This window comes from Mycolicibacterium celeriflavum, assembly GCF_010731795.1.
GTDB classification, from domain to species: Bacteria; Actinomycetota; Actinomycetes; order Mycobacteriales; family Mycobacteriaceae; genus Mycobacterium; species Mycobacterium celeriflavum.
Genome location: NZ_AP022591.1, coordinates 3147601 through 3163260 on the forward strand (window position 1 = coordinate 3147601; position 15660 = coordinate 3163260).

16 protein-coding genes are annotated in these 15660 nt (G+C 68.0%); 7 read left to right on the forward strand and 9 right to left on the reverse strand.

Features of this window, described 5'->3' with window-relative positions; all coding sequences use genetic code 11:
• Nucleotides 1-14 precede the first annotated feature (14 nt).
• A complete protein-coding gene (gene pyrE, locus G6N18_RS15255) occupies nt 15-593 on the forward strand; it encodes an orotate phosphoribosyltransferase (protein WP_067224653.1) in 579 nt (192 codons plus the stop codon).
• On the opposite strand, the gene G6N18_RS15260 is transcribed toward pyrE, so the two are convergent.
• Genes G6N18_RS15260 through G6N18_RS15275 form a run of 4 tightly spaced genes read right to left on the reverse strand, consistent with a single transcriptional unit; the run spans nt 580 to nt 4387 of the window.
• Nucleotides 580-1635 (reverse strand): ABC transporter ATP-binding protein, encoded by a 1056-nt coding sequence (locus G6N18_RS15260; RefSeq protein WP_067224655.1) that lies wholly within the window; start codon nt 1633-1635, stop codon nt 580-582. The genes pyrE and G6N18_RS15260 overlap by 14 nt on opposite strands.
• The gene (locus G6N18_RS15265) at nt 1632-2414 is read right to left on the reverse strand and encodes an ABC transporter permease (RefSeq protein WP_067224658.1); all 783 of its coding nucleotides are present in this window, start codon (nt 2412-2414) and stop codon (nt 1632-1634) included. Before G6N18_RS15265 ends, G6N18_RS15260 begins: the two co-directional genes overlap by 4 nt.
• Nucleotides 2411-3232: an ABC transporter permease gene (locus tag G6N18_RS15270; RefSeq protein ID WP_234806193.1), complete on the reverse strand. Its 822-nt coding sequence runs from the start codon at nt 3230-3232 to the stop codon at nt 2411-2413. The genes G6N18_RS15265 and G6N18_RS15270 overlap by 4 nt, the downstream gene beginning before the upstream one ends.
• 30 nt (nt 3233-3262) lie before the next feature.
• Entirely contained in the window at nt 3263-4387 is a 1125-nt protein-coding gene (locus G6N18_RS15275; protein WP_067224663.1) for an ABC transporter substrate-binding protein, read from the reverse strand.
• Nucleotides 4388-4592: 205 nt separating this feature from the next.
• On the opposite strand from G6N18_RS15275, the gene G6N18_RS15280 reads away from it, so the two are divergent.
• From G6N18_RS15280 to G6N18_RS15290, 3 genes are all read left to right on the forward strand, one after another.
• Nucleotides 4593-5141 (forward strand): hypothetical protein, encoded by a 549-nt coding sequence (locus G6N18_RS15280; RefSeq protein WP_083003616.1) that lies wholly within the window; start codon nt 4593-4595, stop codon nt 5139-5141.
• 36 nt (nt 5142-5177) lie between these two features.
• Complete coding sequence (locus tag G6N18_RS15285; RefSeq protein ID WP_083003612.1) at nt 5178-5585, forward strand: TIGR03668 family PPOX class F420-dependent oxidoreductase; 408 nt, start codon at nt 5178-5180, stop codon at nt 5583-5585.
• A gap of 109 nt (nt 5586-5694) precedes the next feature.
• Nucleotides 5695-7875 carry an elongation factor G-like protein EF-G2 gene (locus G6N18_RS15290; protein ID WP_083003609.1) on the forward strand — a complete coding sequence of 727 codons (2181 nt, stop codon included), beginning with the start codon at nt 5695-5697 and terminating at the stop codon, nt 7873-7875.
• A gap of 1 nt (nt 7876) precedes the next feature.
• Here the strand turns inward: G6N18_RS15290 and G6N18_RS15295 are convergent, their stop codons facing one another.
• Entirely contained in the window at nt 7877-8233 is a 357-nt protein-coding gene (locus tag G6N18_RS15295; protein ID WP_067224673.1) for an STAS domain-containing protein, read from the reverse strand.
• Nucleotides 8234-8416: 183 nt separating this feature from the next.
• Between G6N18_RS15295 and G6N18_RS15300 the strand changes: the two genes are divergently transcribed.
• Complete coding sequence (locus tag G6N18_RS15300; protein WP_083003605.1) at nt 8417-10384, forward strand: SpoIIE family protein phosphatase; 1968 nt, start codon at nt 8417-8419, stop codon at nt 10382-10384.
• A gap of 202 nt (nt 10385-10586) precedes the next feature.
• The gene (locus G6N18_RS15305; RefSeq protein WP_083003602.1) at nt 10587-10898 is read left to right on the forward strand and encodes an STAS domain-containing protein; all 312 of its coding nucleotides are present in this window, start codon (nt 10587-10589) and stop codon (nt 10896-10898) included.
• Nucleotides 10899-10918: 20 nt separating this feature from the next.
• Here the strand turns inward: G6N18_RS15305 and G6N18_RS15310 are convergent, their stop codons facing one another.
• The gene (locus G6N18_RS15310; protein ID WP_179962312.1) at nt 10919-11809 is read right to left on the reverse strand and encodes a DMT family transporter; all 891 of its coding nucleotides are present in this window, start codon (nt 11807-11809) and stop codon (nt 10919-10921) included.
• A 94-nt stretch (nt 11810-11903) separates the two neighbouring features.
• On the opposite strand from G6N18_RS15310, the gene G6N18_RS15315 reads away from it, so the two are divergent.
• Nucleotides 11904-12314 carry an aminopeptidase gene (locus tag G6N18_RS15315; RefSeq protein ID WP_407663522.1) on the forward strand — a complete coding sequence of 137 codons (411 nt, stop codon included), beginning with the start codon at nt 11904-11906 and terminating at the stop codon, nt 12312-12314.
• Here the strand turns inward: G6N18_RS15315 and G6N18_RS15320 are convergent.
• From G6N18_RS15320 to G6N18_RS15330, 3 genes are all read right to left on the reverse strand, one after another.
• Nucleotides 12311-12586 carry a hypothetical protein gene (locus G6N18_RS15320; protein ID WP_083003599.1) on the reverse strand — a complete coding sequence of 92 codons (276 nt, stop codon included), beginning with the start codon at nt 12584-12586 and terminating at the stop codon, nt 12311-12313. The two genes, G6N18_RS15315 and G6N18_RS15320, sit on opposite strands and share 4 nt — an antisense overlap.
• Nucleotides 12583-13890, reverse strand: a complete 1308-nt coding sequence (locus G6N18_RS15325; protein ID WP_083003596.1) for an MFS transporter — start codon at nt 13888-13890, stop codon at nt 12583-12585. Before G6N18_RS15325 ends, G6N18_RS15320 begins: the two co-directional genes overlap by 4 nt.
• Nucleotides 13891-13999: 109 nt before the next feature.
• Nucleotides 14000-15613, reverse strand: a complete 1614-nt coding sequence (locus G6N18_RS15330) for an HNH endonuclease signature motif containing protein (protein WP_163689893.1) — start codon at nt 15611-15613, stop codon at nt 14000-14002.
• Between the last annotated feature and the right edge of the window lie 47 nt (nt 15614-15660).

Here is a 15660-nt window from a genome sequence, read left to right on the forward strand (position 1 = left end):
ATACGATCGCGGGTATGTCTGCAGCCGCCGGGCGACCGGCCTCCTGGCAAGCGGCGTTCGACCTCATCGCCACCCGCGGTCACGAACGTCGCGAGGAGCCGTTCAAGTTGGCCAGCGGCCAGCTCAGCCACGACTACATCGACGGCAAATACGCGATCGACACCGGTGAGCGGTTGACGATCGTCAGCCGTGCGGTCGCGGAGTTGGCCGAGCGCCGCGGCATCGAGTTCGACGCGGTCGGCGGGCTGACCATGGGCGCAGACCCGTTGGCGCACGGCGTCGCGATGGTGACGGGCAAGGCCTGGTTCTCGGTCCGCAAGGAACAGAAGCAGCGGGGCCGCGAGCAGTGGATCGAGGGCACGCGCTTGCAGGCGGGTACGCGGGTACTGCTCGTCGACGACGTGATCAGTACCGGCGGCTCGACCGAGATCGCCTTCGACCGGGTGACCGCGGTGGGCGCGGTGGTCACCGGGGTGATTCCGATGGTGGACCGCGGCGACATCGCGGCCAAGCGCTTCGCCGATCGCAACGTGCCGTTCGCCGCGCTGGTGACCTACCGCGACCTGGGCATCGAGCCGGTCAAGGACGTCTAGCTCCCGGAGGCACCACCAGCACGCCGTCGGCCTGGACTCCGACCGTCACGGCGTCCCCCGGCGCGAAGGCGCGGGCCGCCGAACTGACCATCTGCGCGCTGACGCTCACGCCGTCGGGCAGCGTCAGGTACACGCGGGATGACGGACCGAGGAACACCACCGAGCGCACCGTCGACGTGCCGGCCGGGTCCGCGGTCACCGTGACCGCTTCCGGACGCACCATCGCCAGCCCCGCTCCGGAGGCCAGTGACCCCGGCAGCGTTGGCACCGACGTGTCGAGCAGATGCGCACGGCCGTCGGAGATCACCGCCGGCACTTTGTTGTTCAGCCCGACGAAGTCTGCGACGAACGGCGTCGCCGGGTTGGCGTAGAGGTCTGCGGGCGCCGCCACCTGTTCGAGCTTGCCCTGGCTCATCACCGCGACGCGGTCGGCGACGGCGAGCGCCTCCTCCTGGTCGTGGGTGACGAACAGCGTCGTCGTGCCGACTTCGGACTGCACACGGCGGATCTCGTCACGCAACTGCGACCGGACCTTGGCGTCCAGTGCCGAAAGCGGCTCGTCGAGCAGCAGCACGCGCGGCTGGATGGCCAGGGCGCGACCCAGCGCGACGCGCTGCTGCTGCCCACCCGACAACTCGCTTGCGAATTTGTGGGTGTGTTCGGACAGCCCCACCAAGTCGATCATGTCGGCAGCCCGAGATAGCCGCTCACGCTTGGGCGTTCGACGCATCTTCAGGCCGAACGCAATGTTGTCGAGCACCGTGAGGTGCGGAAAGAGGCTGTAGGCCTGAAACACCATGCCCATGTCGCGCTTGTTCGCCGGCACCGCGCTCACGTCGCGGCCGTCGACGGACACCGTCCCCGAGGTGGCTCGGTCGAGGCCCGCGAGGATGCGCAGCGCGGTGGTCTTGCCGCAGCCGGACGGGCCGAGTAACGCGACCAGTTCACCCGGTTCGATGTGCAGGGTCAGTCCGTCGAGGGCCTTCACCGGCCCGTAGACGCGCGTCAGGTCGTTGAGTTCGACGGCCACTCCGGCGGTCATGGCGCGACTCCCCGCACGCCCCGACGCCCGCGGCTCACGAGCGAAAGGGCAAGCAGCAGAATGAAAGCGAGTAGCAGCACGGCCAACGACGCCGCCACCGAGGTCGGGCCGTCGGACTTACCGATCGCCACGATCTGCACCGGCAACGTCTGGTACCCGCTGAGCGACGCGATCGTGTACTCGCCGAGCACGACGGCGATCGAGATGAACGCCGCGGAGAGGATGCCCGACCAGATGTTGGGCACCACGACGCGCAGAATCGTCGACGTCCATCCGGCGCCGAGCGAGCGCGCCGCCTCGGTGAGCGTCGGCAGGTCGATCGACGACAGCGCCGCGTCCAGCGCGCGGTAGGCGAACGGGAACACCAACACGAGGTAGACGAACGTCAGCGTCAATGCGGATTCACCGAACAGGTACGTGACCCAGAGGTACACGTTGCGCAGGCCGACGACGATGACCAACGCCGGAATCGTCAAGGGCAGCAGGCAGGAAAATTCCAGCACTCCACTCATCCACCGCGCACGCAGGCGCACCCAGATCATCGTCGGCAGCAGGATCACCAACACCCCGATCACGGTGAGCACCGCAAGCAGCAGTGAGACCACGATGGACTGGTACAGCGCATCGTCGGCCACGAGGTTCGCCCACGCCGCCAGAGTGCGTCCGTCCGCAATCATGTTGCGCGTGGAGAAGTCGGCCATCGCATACAGCGGGAACAGGAAGAACAATCCGAACAACACCCACAGCGTGGCTCGAAACAGCTTGGCGCCGAGGTTCATCGAAGCCACCCCGCCGTGCGTCGCACCAACCTGCTGTAGGCCACCATCACCACGGCCACGACGACGATCATCTCCAGCGCCAGCGCGTAGGCGAAGCCCGCCTGACCCAACACCACCTCGCTGGTGAGCGCCGCCCGGATCAGCAAGGGCACGATCGGACTGCCCTGGCTGACCAACGCCGCAGCCGTCGCGTACGCCGCAAAAGCGTTGGCGAACAACAGCAGCGTGGCCCCCAGGAATGCCGGCATCAGCAACGGCACGACCACTTCGCGGAAGTACTGGCCACGCGATGCCCCCAGGCTCACCGCCGCTTCCCGCCACTGCTCCCGCAGACCCTCCAGTGCCGGCACGAACACGATCACCATCAGCGGGATCTGAAAGTAGGCGTAGACGACGATCAGTCCGGGGAGACCGTACAGCCAGCCCGACGCCGCCAGATTCCACCCGAGCAGCTGCTCGATCCACAGCGTCAGGACTCCGTTCAGCCCGATCGTCGCGAGGAACGCGAAAGCCAGTGCCACGCCGCCGAACTGCGCCAGCACGCTACACAGCGCGGTCACCGCGCGGCGCACCATCGAAGTGGCTGGGCTGGACACGATCAACCACGACAGCACGGCGCCGGCCAGCGCGCCGATGAGCGCGGTGCTGCCCGACAACACCAGGCTCCTTGTCAGCGCCGAGAGCGCCGGGCCGGAGAACAACGCGCTGATGCGGGTCAGCGTGAACACGCCGTCGGCGAAGAATGCGTTGACGATCACCGTGACGGTCGGGACGACCAGGAACGTCACCACCACGGCCAGAAACGGCAGCAGCGGCACGGCATCCCGCAGTTTCTTCAGCGTCGCTCCTCAGCCGATCGCGGCGGCCCAGTGCTCGGACAGGTACTTGGTGGCCGCCTTCGTCTGCTGCGGAGAAGGCACGGTCACCGGCCCGTCGATGACCGGGACCGTTGCCGCGGCGTCCAATTTGCCGTCGGCGGCCATGATGTCGGCGCGGACCGGTCGCACACCGCCGAGCGCGTACAGATTCTGTCCCTCGTCGCTGTACAGGAATTCCTGCCACAACCGGGCGGCGGCCGGATGCGGCGCATCTTTGTTGATCGCCTGGTAGTAGTAACCCGCGACCGCGTGTGCCGGCGGCACCAGCACCCGCCACGACGGCAACCTCTTGGTTTCGGCGGCGTTGGTGAAGTTCCAATCGATGACGACCGGTGTCTGCCCGGACTCGATGGTGGCCGGCGTCGGATCGACGGGCAGGAAGTTGCCGGCGTCGGCGAGCTTTGCGAAGAACTCGACGCCCGGCGCGATGTCGTCGACCGAACCGCCTTGGGAGAGCGCAACCATCAGCACACCGGAGAACGCGGCACCGGCCTGGGTGGGGTCGCCGTTGAGCGCGACCATGCCGCGGTAGTCCGGCTTGAGGAGATCGTCGATAGCCGTCACCGGCGGCACCTTGGCCGAGTCGTATCCGATCGACATGTATCCGCCGTAGTCGTTGACCCAGGTGGCGTTCGCGTCCTTGAACGCCGCGGGGATGTCGTCGAAGTTGGCCACCTTGTACGGCGCGAACATCGCGGTGTTGGCCAGCGCAACGGACTGGCCGAGGTCGAACACGTCGGGAGCGGTGCTCTTACCCTTCTGCTGGGTGGCCGCGTTGATCTCATCCTGGCTCGACGCGTCGGGCTGCGCGGAGTTCACCTTGATGCCGTACTTGTCGGAGAAGGCCTTGATGATGGCGCCGTAGTTGGCCCAATCCGGCGGCAGCGCAATGACATTGAGCTCGCCCTCCTTCTTGGCCGCCGCCACGAGCCCATCGATTCCACCGAAATCCTCGGCGGAGGTGGCTTCGGCGGCTTTTCCGCCGGACTCCGTCTGTACGCCGTCATCGCCCTTCTGCGGCGGTGCGCACGCGGTCGAACCGGCCAGCAGGAGAACGGATGCGGCCGCTGCGGCCACCGGGCCTGTGAAGTTCATTGCCGAACCTTCCAATGGTCTCTTCAGAAACTGGTCGGGAACGGCGCAGTGGCGCTGCGGTTACCGCACCCGATCGCCGCGGTGAATCAATCCATGCGAGGCGCTCGAACCTTATCGCGAACGGCCAGCGGACATGAACGCGCTTTCTCCCTTCAGTTTGTCCGACCGGACGTTTGTGCAGGTCTTTCGGCGTTAGCATTCCTGTGTGGCGGAACGCGAAGCCTCGGGGGACTTCGACGACCTGTGCGATGACATCGTCGACGTCGCGGACGCCGATGAGGCGGGCGACGACGAACTGCCCGAACCGGACAGGACGTTCGACGCGTTCGACGAGCGCACCTGGTATTTCGAACCCGCCCCGCCGCCCTGGTATCGAACCAAGCCCATGTTGACGGTGCTGGTCGCCGCGGCGGTCGCGGCCGTCGCACTGGTCGTCTCCGGTGTCCTGCTCATCGTCCGCGGCTCCGGCGAGCCCGCCCGCGAGGAGGCCACCACGGTCAGCCCGACCGCGCAGACCACGGCCGCCCCGGCGCGCACCGAATCGGCGGCCAGAAAGTCGCCGCCACCGCCTGCGCCACCGCCGCCGGTCCAGAGGTCGGCGGCCCCCGACGCCCCGCCGCCTGCCGCGACGTTCCGGCCACGCTCCCCGTCGACGAGGGCCAGCCGCGCTCCGGAATTCGACGTGACGCGGACCCAGGTGACCCGATCGCCGATCAGCGTCGCCCCGCAGCGGCCGGCCCAGAGTCAACGATGACGCCACCGCCGCAAGCATCCGGAATACGCTGAACGCATGGCCGAATTCGATGCCGAGGCCATGTTCGCCGAGTCTCCGGTGGCGATGCTGGCCACCGTGGGTCCGGAGGCGGCGCCGCACGTTGTGCCGGTGGTGTTCGCCGTGCACCGCGACGTCGTCTACACCGCGGTGGACGCCAAGCGGAAGTCGACGCACCGGCTGCGCAGGCTGGCCAACATCGAAGCCAACCCGCAGGTGAGCATGCTGGTCGATCACTACGACGACGACTGGACCAAGCTGTGGTGGGTGCGCGTCGACGGCCGCGCCGAAATTCATTACAGCGGCGAGGAAATGGCGACCGGTTACGCGCTGCTGCGCCGCAAGTATCCGCAGTACCAGCGGCTCGAGCTGGCCGGTCCGGTGGTGACCGTCGACATCGAGCGATTGTCGTCGTGGCAGGCGTGAACAGCTGCGCCCAGCCCTTGTGCTCGCTGACGGTTAGCGGAATTGTGGTCTAACACACACTGCGGCGGCTGGGCGGCCGCCATCGGACAGGCGGTGGGAAGGGAACGTCATGGCCGACAAGACGACACATGCCCAGGGCGCCGGAGCCGCTCCAACCGCGGACAGTCCGGCCGCCATCCGCAACGTGGTGCTGGTGGGCCCATCGGGTGGCGGCAAAACCACACTGGTCGAGGCGCTTCTGCTGGCCTCGGGTGTCCTGACCAGAGCCGGCACCGTGCAGGACGGCACCACCGTCTGCGACAGCGACGAGGCCGAGATCTCCCAGCAGCGTTCGGTGGGCCTTGCGCTCGCGTCGCTGCGCCATGACGGCATCAAGGTCAACCTGATCGACACGCCCGGGTATGCGGACTTCGTCGGCGAACTGCGCGCGGGGCTGCGGGCCGCCGACTGCGCGCTGTTCGTGATCGCCGCAAACGAGGGCATCGACGGACCCACCAGGTCGCTGTGGATGGAGTGCAGCCAGGTCGGCATGCCGCGCGCGGTGGTGATCACCAAACTCGACCACGCCCGCGCGAACTACGACAACGCGTTGGCCGCAGCGCAGCAGGTGTTCGGCGACAAGGTGCTTCCGCTGTATCTGCCCGCGAACTCACCGTGCACGGGTCTGATCGGACTGCTGTCCCAGACGCACTACGAGTACGCCGACGGCAAACGCACCGCCACCCACGACCCCGACGACTCTTACGCCGACGCGATCGAGGAGCACCGCGGCGCGCTGATCGAGGGCATCATCGAGGAGTCCGAGGACGAGACGCTGATGGAGCGCTACCTCGGCGGTGAACAGATTGATCAGTCGGTGCTCATCGACGACCTGGAGAAGGCCGTCGCGAGGGCGTCGTTCTTCCCGGTCATCCCGGTGTGCAGCAGCACCGGGGTGGGCACCGCCGAACTCCTCGAGATCATCACCGCGGGCTTCCCGTCACCGCCTGAGCATCAGCTGCCGGAGGTCTTCACGCCGCAGGGCAAAACACGCGACCGGCTGCCGTGCGACCCGGCCGGCCCGCTGCTGGCCGAGGTCGTCAAGACCAACTCCGATCCCTACGTCGGGCGGGTCAGCCTGGTCCGGGTGTTCTCCGGGACCATCTCACCCGACGCGACCGTCCATGTGTCCGGCCACTTCTCGTCGTTCTTCGGCGGCAACGGTTCCCTCACCGGTTCACCGGCCGGCTCGCTGGCCGGGCATGTGGACCACGACGAGGACGAGCGCATCGGCACGCTGTCCTTCCCGCTCGGCAAGCAGCAGCGGCCCGCACCGTCGGTGATCGCCGGTGACATCTGCGCGATCGGGCGGCTCAGCCGCGCCGAAACCGGAGACACGCTGTCGGACAAGACCAATCCGCTGGTGTTGCGGCCGTGGACCATGCCCGAGCCGCTGTTGCCGATCGCGGTGCAACCCCGAGCGAAGACCGACGAGGACAAGCTTTCCGTGGGGTTGCAGAGGTTGGCTGCCGAAGACCCCACTCTGCGCATCGAACAGAATCCCGAGACGCACCAGATCGTGCTGTGGACCATGGGTGAGGCGCACGCCAACGTCGTGCTCGACGCGCTGTCGCGACGCTACGGTGTCGCCGTCGACACCGTCGAACTGCGAGTGCCACTACGAGAAACGTTCGCGGGCAAGGCCAAAGGTCACGGCAGACACGTCAAGCAGTCCGGCGGTCACGGTCAGTACGCGGTCTGTGACATCGAGGTCGAACCGCTGCCGGAGGGCTCGGGTTTCGAATTCGTCGACAAGGTGGTCGGCGGCGCGGTGCCCCGCCAGTTCATTCCGAGCGTCGAGAAGGGCGTGCGCGCGCAGATGGAGAAGGGGGTCGGGCCGGGCTACCCGGTCGTCGACATCCGCGTCACGCTGTTCGACGGTAAGGCCCACAGCGTGGACTCGTCGGATTTCGCCTTCCAGATGGCGGGCGGACTGGCGCTGCGCGAGGCGGCCGCGGCGACGAAGGTGAACCTGCTCGAACCCGTCGACGAGGTGTCGATACTGGTTCCCGACGACTTCGTCGGCGCGATCATGGGCGATCTGGCGGGGCGGCGGGGCCGTGTGCTGGGCACCGACAAGGTCGGCGAAGACCGCACGCTGGTGAAGGCCGAGATCCCCGAGGTCGAGTTGACCCGTTACGCCGTCGATCTGCGTTCGCTGGCCCACGGCGCCGGAACCTTCACCCGCTCGTTCGGTCGATACGAACCGATGCCCGAGCACGCCGCCGCGAAGGTCAAGGCGTCGGCCTGACTCAACCGGACTTCAGCGCGGCGAGGGCCTCGTCCAACGTCGAATACAGCGAGAACACCTGATCGAGCCCGGTCAGCTGGATCGGTCGACTTGTCGCCGGGCCGTCTGCCACCACCGCGAAGCGGGCGGCCTTGCTGACACTCTCGTGTGTCGCGACCAGCGCCTGCAGCCCCGCGGATGCGAGGAAGTCCACCGCCGACAGATCCACCACCAGCGCCGACGGCTCCTGTGTGAGTGCCTCGGTGATCGCCGCCTGGAACGCTGGGACGGTGGCGAGGTCGACGTCGCCGCCCACCTTCAGCACAGCGATACCGCCCTCGTACGAGATCGAGGTGGAAATCGGGTCAGTACGTGACAAGGCCGTCCTCCGGTCAGCGCCGCCACCACGACGGCAATGGGCCGAGCTTAACCCGTGACGTGCGGTCGGATATCGAAGCTTCAGCTGATCGGGCTGCGATGCGCAGGCTACTGTCGAATCGACAGACCTGAGGTGCTCGGGGATTCCGGTGAGCGCGAGCGGGGAGGGCCGACTGCGTCGAACATGACCGACCCCGGAGATTTGTACCACCGCTATGAGCGGGAACGGGCGCGCGCCGACGATCTGGCCGATCGCGACGAGTTCCGCGGCGCCTTGGTCAATTCGTTGCAAGAGGGCTTCTTCGTCGCCGACAACCACGGGTGCGTCGTCGAGATCAACGACGCCTTCGCCGAGATCACCGGGTACGGCCAAGAAGGCCTGCCCTACCCGATGCCTCATCCGTGGGTGATCGACGAAGCAGCGGCCGACGAGCGGAAGACGGCGCTCCTCCGCGACGGCAGGGACACCGCCGAGATCAGGATCCGGCACCGCGACGGGCGCCTCCGGTGGGTGGCGGTCAGCATCAATGCGGTCCCGGATCATCACTCCCGCCGAGGTCTGTACGTGGGCACCATCCGCGACGTCACCGGGCCGCGCGCCGCCGCGGAGCGCGACCGTGCGGTTGCGCGGCTGGCGACCGCGGTCAGCGTCGCCAAGAACGTCGACGAGGTGCTGGCGATCACGTTGGCCCAGTGCCGCATACCGCTGGATGCGCGCCGGCTGATGGCGATCATGTGGCCGAAGACCGAGGGCGAGCAGCCGACCGTTCGCGTCGCGGGCGAACCAGCGGTGGCCGGCTGGGAGGACCTGGACGAGGACTGGCGCCGCACGTTCGAGGACGCCCGCAGGTGGATACCGCTGACCGTGACGCCGGTCGGCGGGGCGCCCAGCGTCGGCACCACCCGCGGCTTCGTCGCCGTCCTCTCCGCTGCGCGCGACGTCGTGCTGTGCCTCGAGCACCGGGCCCCGCGGGTTGTCAGCGCGGAGGACCGGCGCTTGATCGGGGCGCTGGTCGGCCACCTAAGCCTGGCCATGCAACACGTCCGGCAGTTCGAAAGCGCCCGGGAGACGTCGCTGACGCTGCAGCGGTCGCTGCTGGCGCCGACCGACCTGCCGCCGGGGTCCGCCGTGCGCTACGAGCCGGCGGTGCATCCGCTGGAGATCGGCGGTGACTTCTACGACGTGCTGCCCGTCGGTGAACACCGGATCGGGCTGGTGGTCGGCGACTGTGTGGGCCGCGGCCTGTCGGCCGCCGCGGTGATGGGCCAGTTGCGCGCGTCGACGCGGGCGTTGCTGCTGACCGGGGCGCAGCCGTCGACCGTGCTCGAACACCTCGACTCGGTCGCCGAGTTCATCCCGGATGCCTTCTGCACCACGGTGTTCGTCGCGATCATCGACACCGAAACCGAGACGGTGCAGTACAGCAGCGCCGGCCATGTGCCGCCGGTGCTGGTGTCCGAAGCCGCGCCGCCGCAGTTGCTGGACGCGGCGTCCTCGGTCCCGTTGGCGGTCAAGCACCCCCAACCGCGCCAGCAGGCCACGCATCCGTTGGCTCCGGACTCGACGCTGATGCTCTACACCGACGGTCTGGTCGAACGCCGCGGCCGACCGATCGACGCCCAGATCGAGCGGGTGGCCGCCGTGGTGGCCGATACCGCGGAACTGCCGATCGAAGAAGTCGCCGACGCGGTGCTGGCCAGAATGGCGCCCGAGGCCGGCTACGACGACGACGTGGCGATCGTGCTCTACCGGTCCACCCGCGCTGCGCTCGTCATCGACGACACGGCGACCGCGCCGAAGTTGACGGAGGTGCGGCATCGGCTGGCGGCGTGGCTCGCGGCGAACGGTGTCTCCGACGCGTCGGCGGCTGACCTCATCCTCGTCGTCAACGAGGCGTGCTCCAACAGCGTCGAGCACGGTTACCGCGGACGTGAGCCCGGGCGCATGCGGGTGGAAGCCGAGATGCACGACGCCGCCGTGCATGTGCGGGTCACCGACTTCGGATCGTGGAAGGCGCCGGCCGCCGATCCCGGCACGCGTGGCCGCGGCCTGGTGTTGATGCGCGCGGTCAGCGATCACGTCGATCTCGACGGCACGCCGGCAGGCACAACCGTGGCTATGACGTTTCAGTTACCGGAGATTCGACTTTGACGAAGTTCTGCGCGGCATTAACGCCGTCCGCGTGGTATTACATCTATCGCCAAGGACGTCTGTCGAGGAGAGGCAGCGGTGCGGACTGTTTGACAAGCAGGGAGGCGGGTGCGCCTCTAGGACACGGAGGTGCTGTGATTCGAACCGCTCACGCTGCCGTCGACAGCTGCTGCGCCCCGCCGACGGTGGGGATCTGAAAGGCATGGGCCGCAACCAGTTCCGGTTCAACGCCGGAAGCGCCGAAGCATGTCCGGTCATCACCGCGGTGGGTGAGATCGACTTGGCGAACGTGGACGAGTTCAGCGAAGTCTTGTCGCGCGCCGCGGCGGACAGCTCAGCCGTAACAGTCGATCTCACGCGAGTGACATACTGCGACAGTGCCGCGCTGCGCGCGCTGTTCTCCGTCGCGGAGAGCGCCAAGCTGGACTTGATCGTCCCCGCGAAGGGACCGATCACCACCCTGCTCGCCATCTCCGGCCTCGACAAGGTCGCGGCGGTCACCGTCGTCGACTGATGGTCGAACGCGCCTGACTGCTAGGACCCGCGCTTCGCGGCCGCCTCGAGTTCCTCTTCCAGCGCGCCCTCGTCCCGGCCGAGCGCGATCGTCGCCGCCGCCATTGCAGCGACCGCGATCGTGATCGCGACGGCCTTTCCGCCGTCGACGGTCAGATCCTCGCCGAGCACCACCGCGCCCAGCACGACGGCGATCACGGGTTCGAGCACCAGCATGGTGGGCACGGAGGTCTGCAACGAGCCGGCGTGAAATGCGGACTGCTGCAGGAACACCGCGACGACGCCCAGCACGAGGAGTAGATACAGTCCCGGCGCGGTGAGCACGGTTCGCACGCCCTCGTGCGTGAGCAGGTGCATCACGATCTTGGTCAGCACCGCGACGACGCCGAACAACACGCCCACCGCGACCGCCAGGAGCACCGCCCGCTTCCAACCGCCGCTGCGGACGGCGACGGTGACACACACCATCACCGCCCCGGTACAGACGACGGCGACGAGGGCCGACAGCGGGGCAGACGCCTCGTAGTCGCCGGGCCGCGTCTTGGCCAGCAGCACGAAAACCGCCAGCGACGTGGTGAGCACCAATGCCCACATCCACTCGGCGCGGGTGACCCGCCGGTGGGCCAGTCGCGCACTCAGCGGCAGCGCGAACAACAGAGCCGACACCAGGATCGGCTGTACCAGCAGCAGCGAACCCTTGGCCAAGGCGAGCGCTTGAAAGACGTAGCCCGCCACCGCCGCGGCCGTACCCGCCCACCACAGCCGTCGACGCAGCAGCGTCATCACCATCACGGTGCTGACACCGTGCTCCTCGGGCACATCCATGGTGGCGCGCTGTCGAACCACGATGCCGATCGCCAAGAAAACCGCGGCGAGCAGGGCAAGCACGACGACCAGGCCCTGGCCTAACACGTCGGACCTACCAAAGCGGGCCTACCAAAGCATTCCGCCCCTTTCCGGCCACGGCGAGCACATCGGACAAGCACAACATACGGTCGGGCGGTCCGTGCAGCCGGCGACCGCCCGCGAGGTTTGGTGCCCCGACGATCGGGGCATCAAACCGATCATGAACATGCGACGTTTGATCCTGCTGGTCGGCGCTGTCGTACTCCTCGTCGGGGTCATCGGACTGCTGATGCCCGTCTCCATCGCCGGGCCCGACAACCAGGAGATCGGATGTGGCAACGCCATCGCCGCGGACGACTCCGCCGCCCGCGAAGCCAACACCAACGATCCAAACCAGCTGAAGAACCTGCCGGTGATCGACGAGCTGACTGAGGATCCACCCGATTACGTCGCGCAGTGCCAGTCGGCGATCTCCGACCGTCGCACCTGGTCAATCCCCGTGGCCGTCATCGGTTTGGTGGTGCTCGTCGGTGGCTTCCTGGTCGGCGGACGCACGACGCGCGCGGGCTAGCTCGCCTCGCGACCGCCGGCGACCACTCGAAGAGTCGGGGCCGTGCTGTCGGGCCCGATCCTGTCGTTGACGTTGGCGACGACCGAATCGACGCGATGGACCGCCCGGTCGCACAGGCCGCGCACCCTGTCGCTGGCCGTGTCCACGTCGTCGGCCGCACTCAGCAGATAGGCCCGCACGTTGACGCGCAGTCGTTCGCCGGCGGAGCGCACGCGGCGGCGCAGCCGATCGTCGATCTCGACCGTGACGTAGGGCATCACGCGAAGCTTCATAGGCCCACCCTAGCCGCGGGCACCTGCTGGTCGCTGGTTTGGACAAGCGGTCGGCCCGCGAACTCTCGCAGGGTGAGGACCGCCCCGAGCGAGACGACGGCGGCGACGACGAGGTACCACGCGGGCGCCAGGTCGTTGCCGGTCTCGGCAGCCAGCCAGGTGACGACGTAGGGCGTCGTACCGCCGAACCCGGCGACGCAGATGTTGTAGCCGATCGAGAACCCGCTGTAGCGCACGGTGGTGGCAAACAGTTCGACGCCCGCCGACACCGCGGCCGAGACATAGATCGACTCGATGACCGCGAGGCCGCAATGGGCGGCGATCGCGGCGACCAGCGATCCGGAATTCAGCAGTAGGAAAAGCGGGTAGCCGAGCACCGCGAACGCCACCGAACCGGCGATCAGCATCGGCCGGCGGCCGATCCGGTCGGACAGTGCGGCCAGCGGAAGTATGAGTATCAGCGCGACCAGGCTGGCCAGGCTGATCGAGAGGAAGGCGTCGGTCTTGCTGAAGTCGAGCGTCTTGATGAAATAGGTCGGCAGGAACGTGAACACCACGTAGTAGCCGATGTTGAAGACGATGAACAGGCCGATCACCTGCAGGATCGGCCGCCACGACGTCGTCACCGCTTCGCGCAGCGGCGACTTGGCGACCCGGTCGCTCCTGCTGAGCTCGGCGAACTGCGGTGTGTCGTCGAGGCGAAGCCGGATGTAGAGGCCGACGAGGCCCAGCGGCCCGGCGATCAGGAACGGAATGCGCCAGCCATAGCTCTCCATCGCCGCGGCGGGCAGCAGCGCCTGCAGCAACGTCACGGTCACCGAGCCGAGAAGGAAGCCCAGGACACCGGACCAGGCCATGAACGTGATGGTCAGGCCGCGGCGCCGGTCGGAGGCGAACTCGGCGAGATAGACTGCGCCGCCGCCATATTCGCCGCCAGCCGAGAAGCCCTGCAGGCAGCGCAGGAAGAGCAGCAGCAGCGGGGCGGCCACGCCGATCGAGGCGTATGTGGGCAGCAGACCGATCAGTACCGTTGCGGCGCTCATCAGCAGGATCACCAGTGCCAGCACCCGTTGCCTGCCCAGCTTGTCACCGAGCGGGCCGAAAACGAACCCGCCCAGCGGCCGCATGAAGAAGGCCGCCGCGAAGATCGCGAAGGTGTTGAGCAGCGCTGCCGTCTCGTTGCCCGCCGGGAAGAAGTTGGCCGCGATGAACGTCGCCAGGAAGCCGTAGATCGCGAAGTCGAACCACTCGACCGCGTTGCCGATCGATGCGCCGGTGATCGCCTTGCGCACCTCGCTTGGCATGCCGACCTCCCGAAAGTAAGCGTGCCGCTGAACATTTCGCCTACCGTTTGGTAAGCGCCCTAAGACGATATCGGGTCCGCCTTCCTCTTCGCAGAGGCCGACGAGTTCGTCAGAACGGTGGGGGTTCGGCGTCGGGGTTGTCGGTGCCGACGTCGAGGTTGATCTTGCCCGGGTGGTCGGGTGGTGGTCTGCTGGGTTCGGCGGTGACGGGGGCTGCGCGTTGGTGGCGTTCGAGGGCGTTGAGGGCGCGTTCGTGTTCGATTCGTCGCATCCGGTCTTGGGCGCGGGTGCGTCGTCGGCGCGGCATCATGGCGCCTTTGTCGCCGTTTCCCGCGGGGCGTTGTGCCGCTGGCAGGGCGGCGGTCGTCGTGTCCCAGCCGGGGTAGAAGAAGCGGCTGCCGGGGTGGGTGACATAGGTTCTGCCCGACGGGGCGGTCCAGGTGACGGTTCCGTCGGCGCGTTGTTCATCGAGCCACCCGCCGAAGGTTTTGAGTAGGTGGTGGATTCGGCACAGGCACTTGGTGTTCGACGGATGCGTGGCACCGGCCGGATACGGCGTGGTGTGGTCGATGTCGCAGCACTGCGCCGGGCGCCCGCAGCCGGGGAATCGACACGTCAGGTCGCGCATCCGGACAAAGCGTGCGGTCTTCTGCGATGGCCGGTAGCCCGATTCCGGTGCCGCATCGGGCTTGTGCACCCAGCGAACCTTTGCGCCGTTGTTGATCAGTTCGGCCAGCAGCGGGGTCGGAATCAGTCCGCCGCCGAGGATCAGCCCCGCAGCAGGTTTCGGCCTCGCGGGCCCGGCCGCCGGTTCGGCCGGTTCGCCCGGGGGTTCGGCGGGTTCGGCAGGGGGTTCGGCAGGGTTGGGGTGGCCATCGCCGGACATCTGCGGATCCGGTTGTGCGTCTATGGCCGCGGGTTCGGCGAGCACGTTGATGACGAAGTTGGCTGCGCGGGGATCCTCGCCGGCAGAGGCGCAGTCGGGGCTGCCGCATTGGCAGGTCAGTCGGTCCGCGAACGCGGCGATGGCACCCAGGGAATCCGAGCGCCGCTGCCCCACGGTGCGCGGATCCGCGCTGCACACCCCGCTCGACATCTGGGCGAGACGACGTTCGATTAACTCGGCGTCGGCGGCGGATAAGCGCCCCCACAGCGAGGCCGTTCCGGTCACATCGTCGCGCTTACCGAGCCGGACGTCTCGGCTGCGCGCGGCCTCGCGCAGGCGCCGGCGCGCGTCGGGGTCGTGTTCGTCGACCAGCGCGTCGATCGCGGCCTCGAGCTTGGTGACCGACAGCGCACCCCATTTGGCCGCGCGCGCGGCGATGGCGGCATCGACCCGTGCCTGGATTGCGGAGTCCACGATCAGTTGGGTGCGCCAGGTGATGGTCGCGACCAGCCCAACGCTCAACCGGCCCTGGGCGAACAATGCAGCGACTCGGGGCAGCCGCTCGCGCAGGGCCATCGCGATACACATCTCCCGCGAGGCAGCCCGATCCCCGATCCCCATCGCGGCCGAAACCTCGGCCGAGGCCATCCGCCAGCCATCGACCGCCAAATGCTCACGCTCGGCGTCGGGCTCGGTGTAGCGCGCGGTCAGCTCGGCGGTGGCCGCCAGCCGGCGCGCGGCCAGCACCGCCTCCGCGCGGACGCAGTCGGCGATCGCGGCCACGACAGTGCTGTCATCGACGGCCGCGAACTCGGCATCGAACGTGTGTTCGATCATGGTTTCGATCCTGCCACACCCGGCCGACAAAAATCAGCGGCGGTAAT

Coding starts and splice junctions, on each gene's coding strand:
- G6N18_RS15290 (WP_083003609.1), top strand. CDS start 5,695: ATGGCCGACAAGACGACACATGCCCAGGGCGCCGGAGCCGCTCCAACC.
- G6N18_RS15265 (WP_067224658.1), bottom strand. CDS start 2,414: ATGAACCTCGGCGCCAAGCTGTTTCGAGCCACGCTGTGGGTGTTGTTC.
- pyrE (WP_067224653.1), top strand. CDS start 15: ATGTCTGCAGCCGCCGGGCGACCGGCCTCCTGGCAAGCGGCGTTCGAC.
- G6N18_RS15275 (WP_067224663.1), bottom strand. CDS start 4,387: ATGAACTTCACAGGCCCGGTGGCCGCAGCGGCCGCATCCGTTCTCCTG.
- G6N18_RS15285 (WP_083003612.1), top strand. CDS start 5,178: ATGGCCGAATTCGATGCCGAGGCCATGTTCGCCGAGTCTCCGGTGGCG.
- G6N18_RS15325 (WP_083003596.1), bottom strand. CDS start 13,890: ATGCCAAGCGAGGTGCGCAAGGCGATCACCGGCGCATCGATCGGCAAC.
- G6N18_RS15330 (WP_163689893.1), bottom strand. CDS start 15,613: ATGATCGAACACACGTTCGATGCCGAGTTCGCGGCCGTCGATGACAGC.
- G6N18_RS15305 (WP_083003602.1), top strand. CDS start 10,587: ATGGGCCGCAACCAGTTCCGGTTCAACGCCGGAAGCGCCGAAGCATGT.
- G6N18_RS15320 (WP_083003599.1), bottom strand. CDS start 12,586: ATGAAGCTTCGCGTGATGCCCTACGTCACGGTCGAGATCGACGATCGG.
- G6N18_RS15260 (WP_067224655.1), bottom strand. CDS start 1,635: ATGACCGCCGGAGTGGCCGTCGAACTCAACGACCTGACGCGCGTCTAC.
- G6N18_RS15300 (WP_083003605.1), top strand. CDS start 8,417: ATGACCGACCCCGGAGATTTGTACCACCGCTATGAGCGGGAACGGGCG.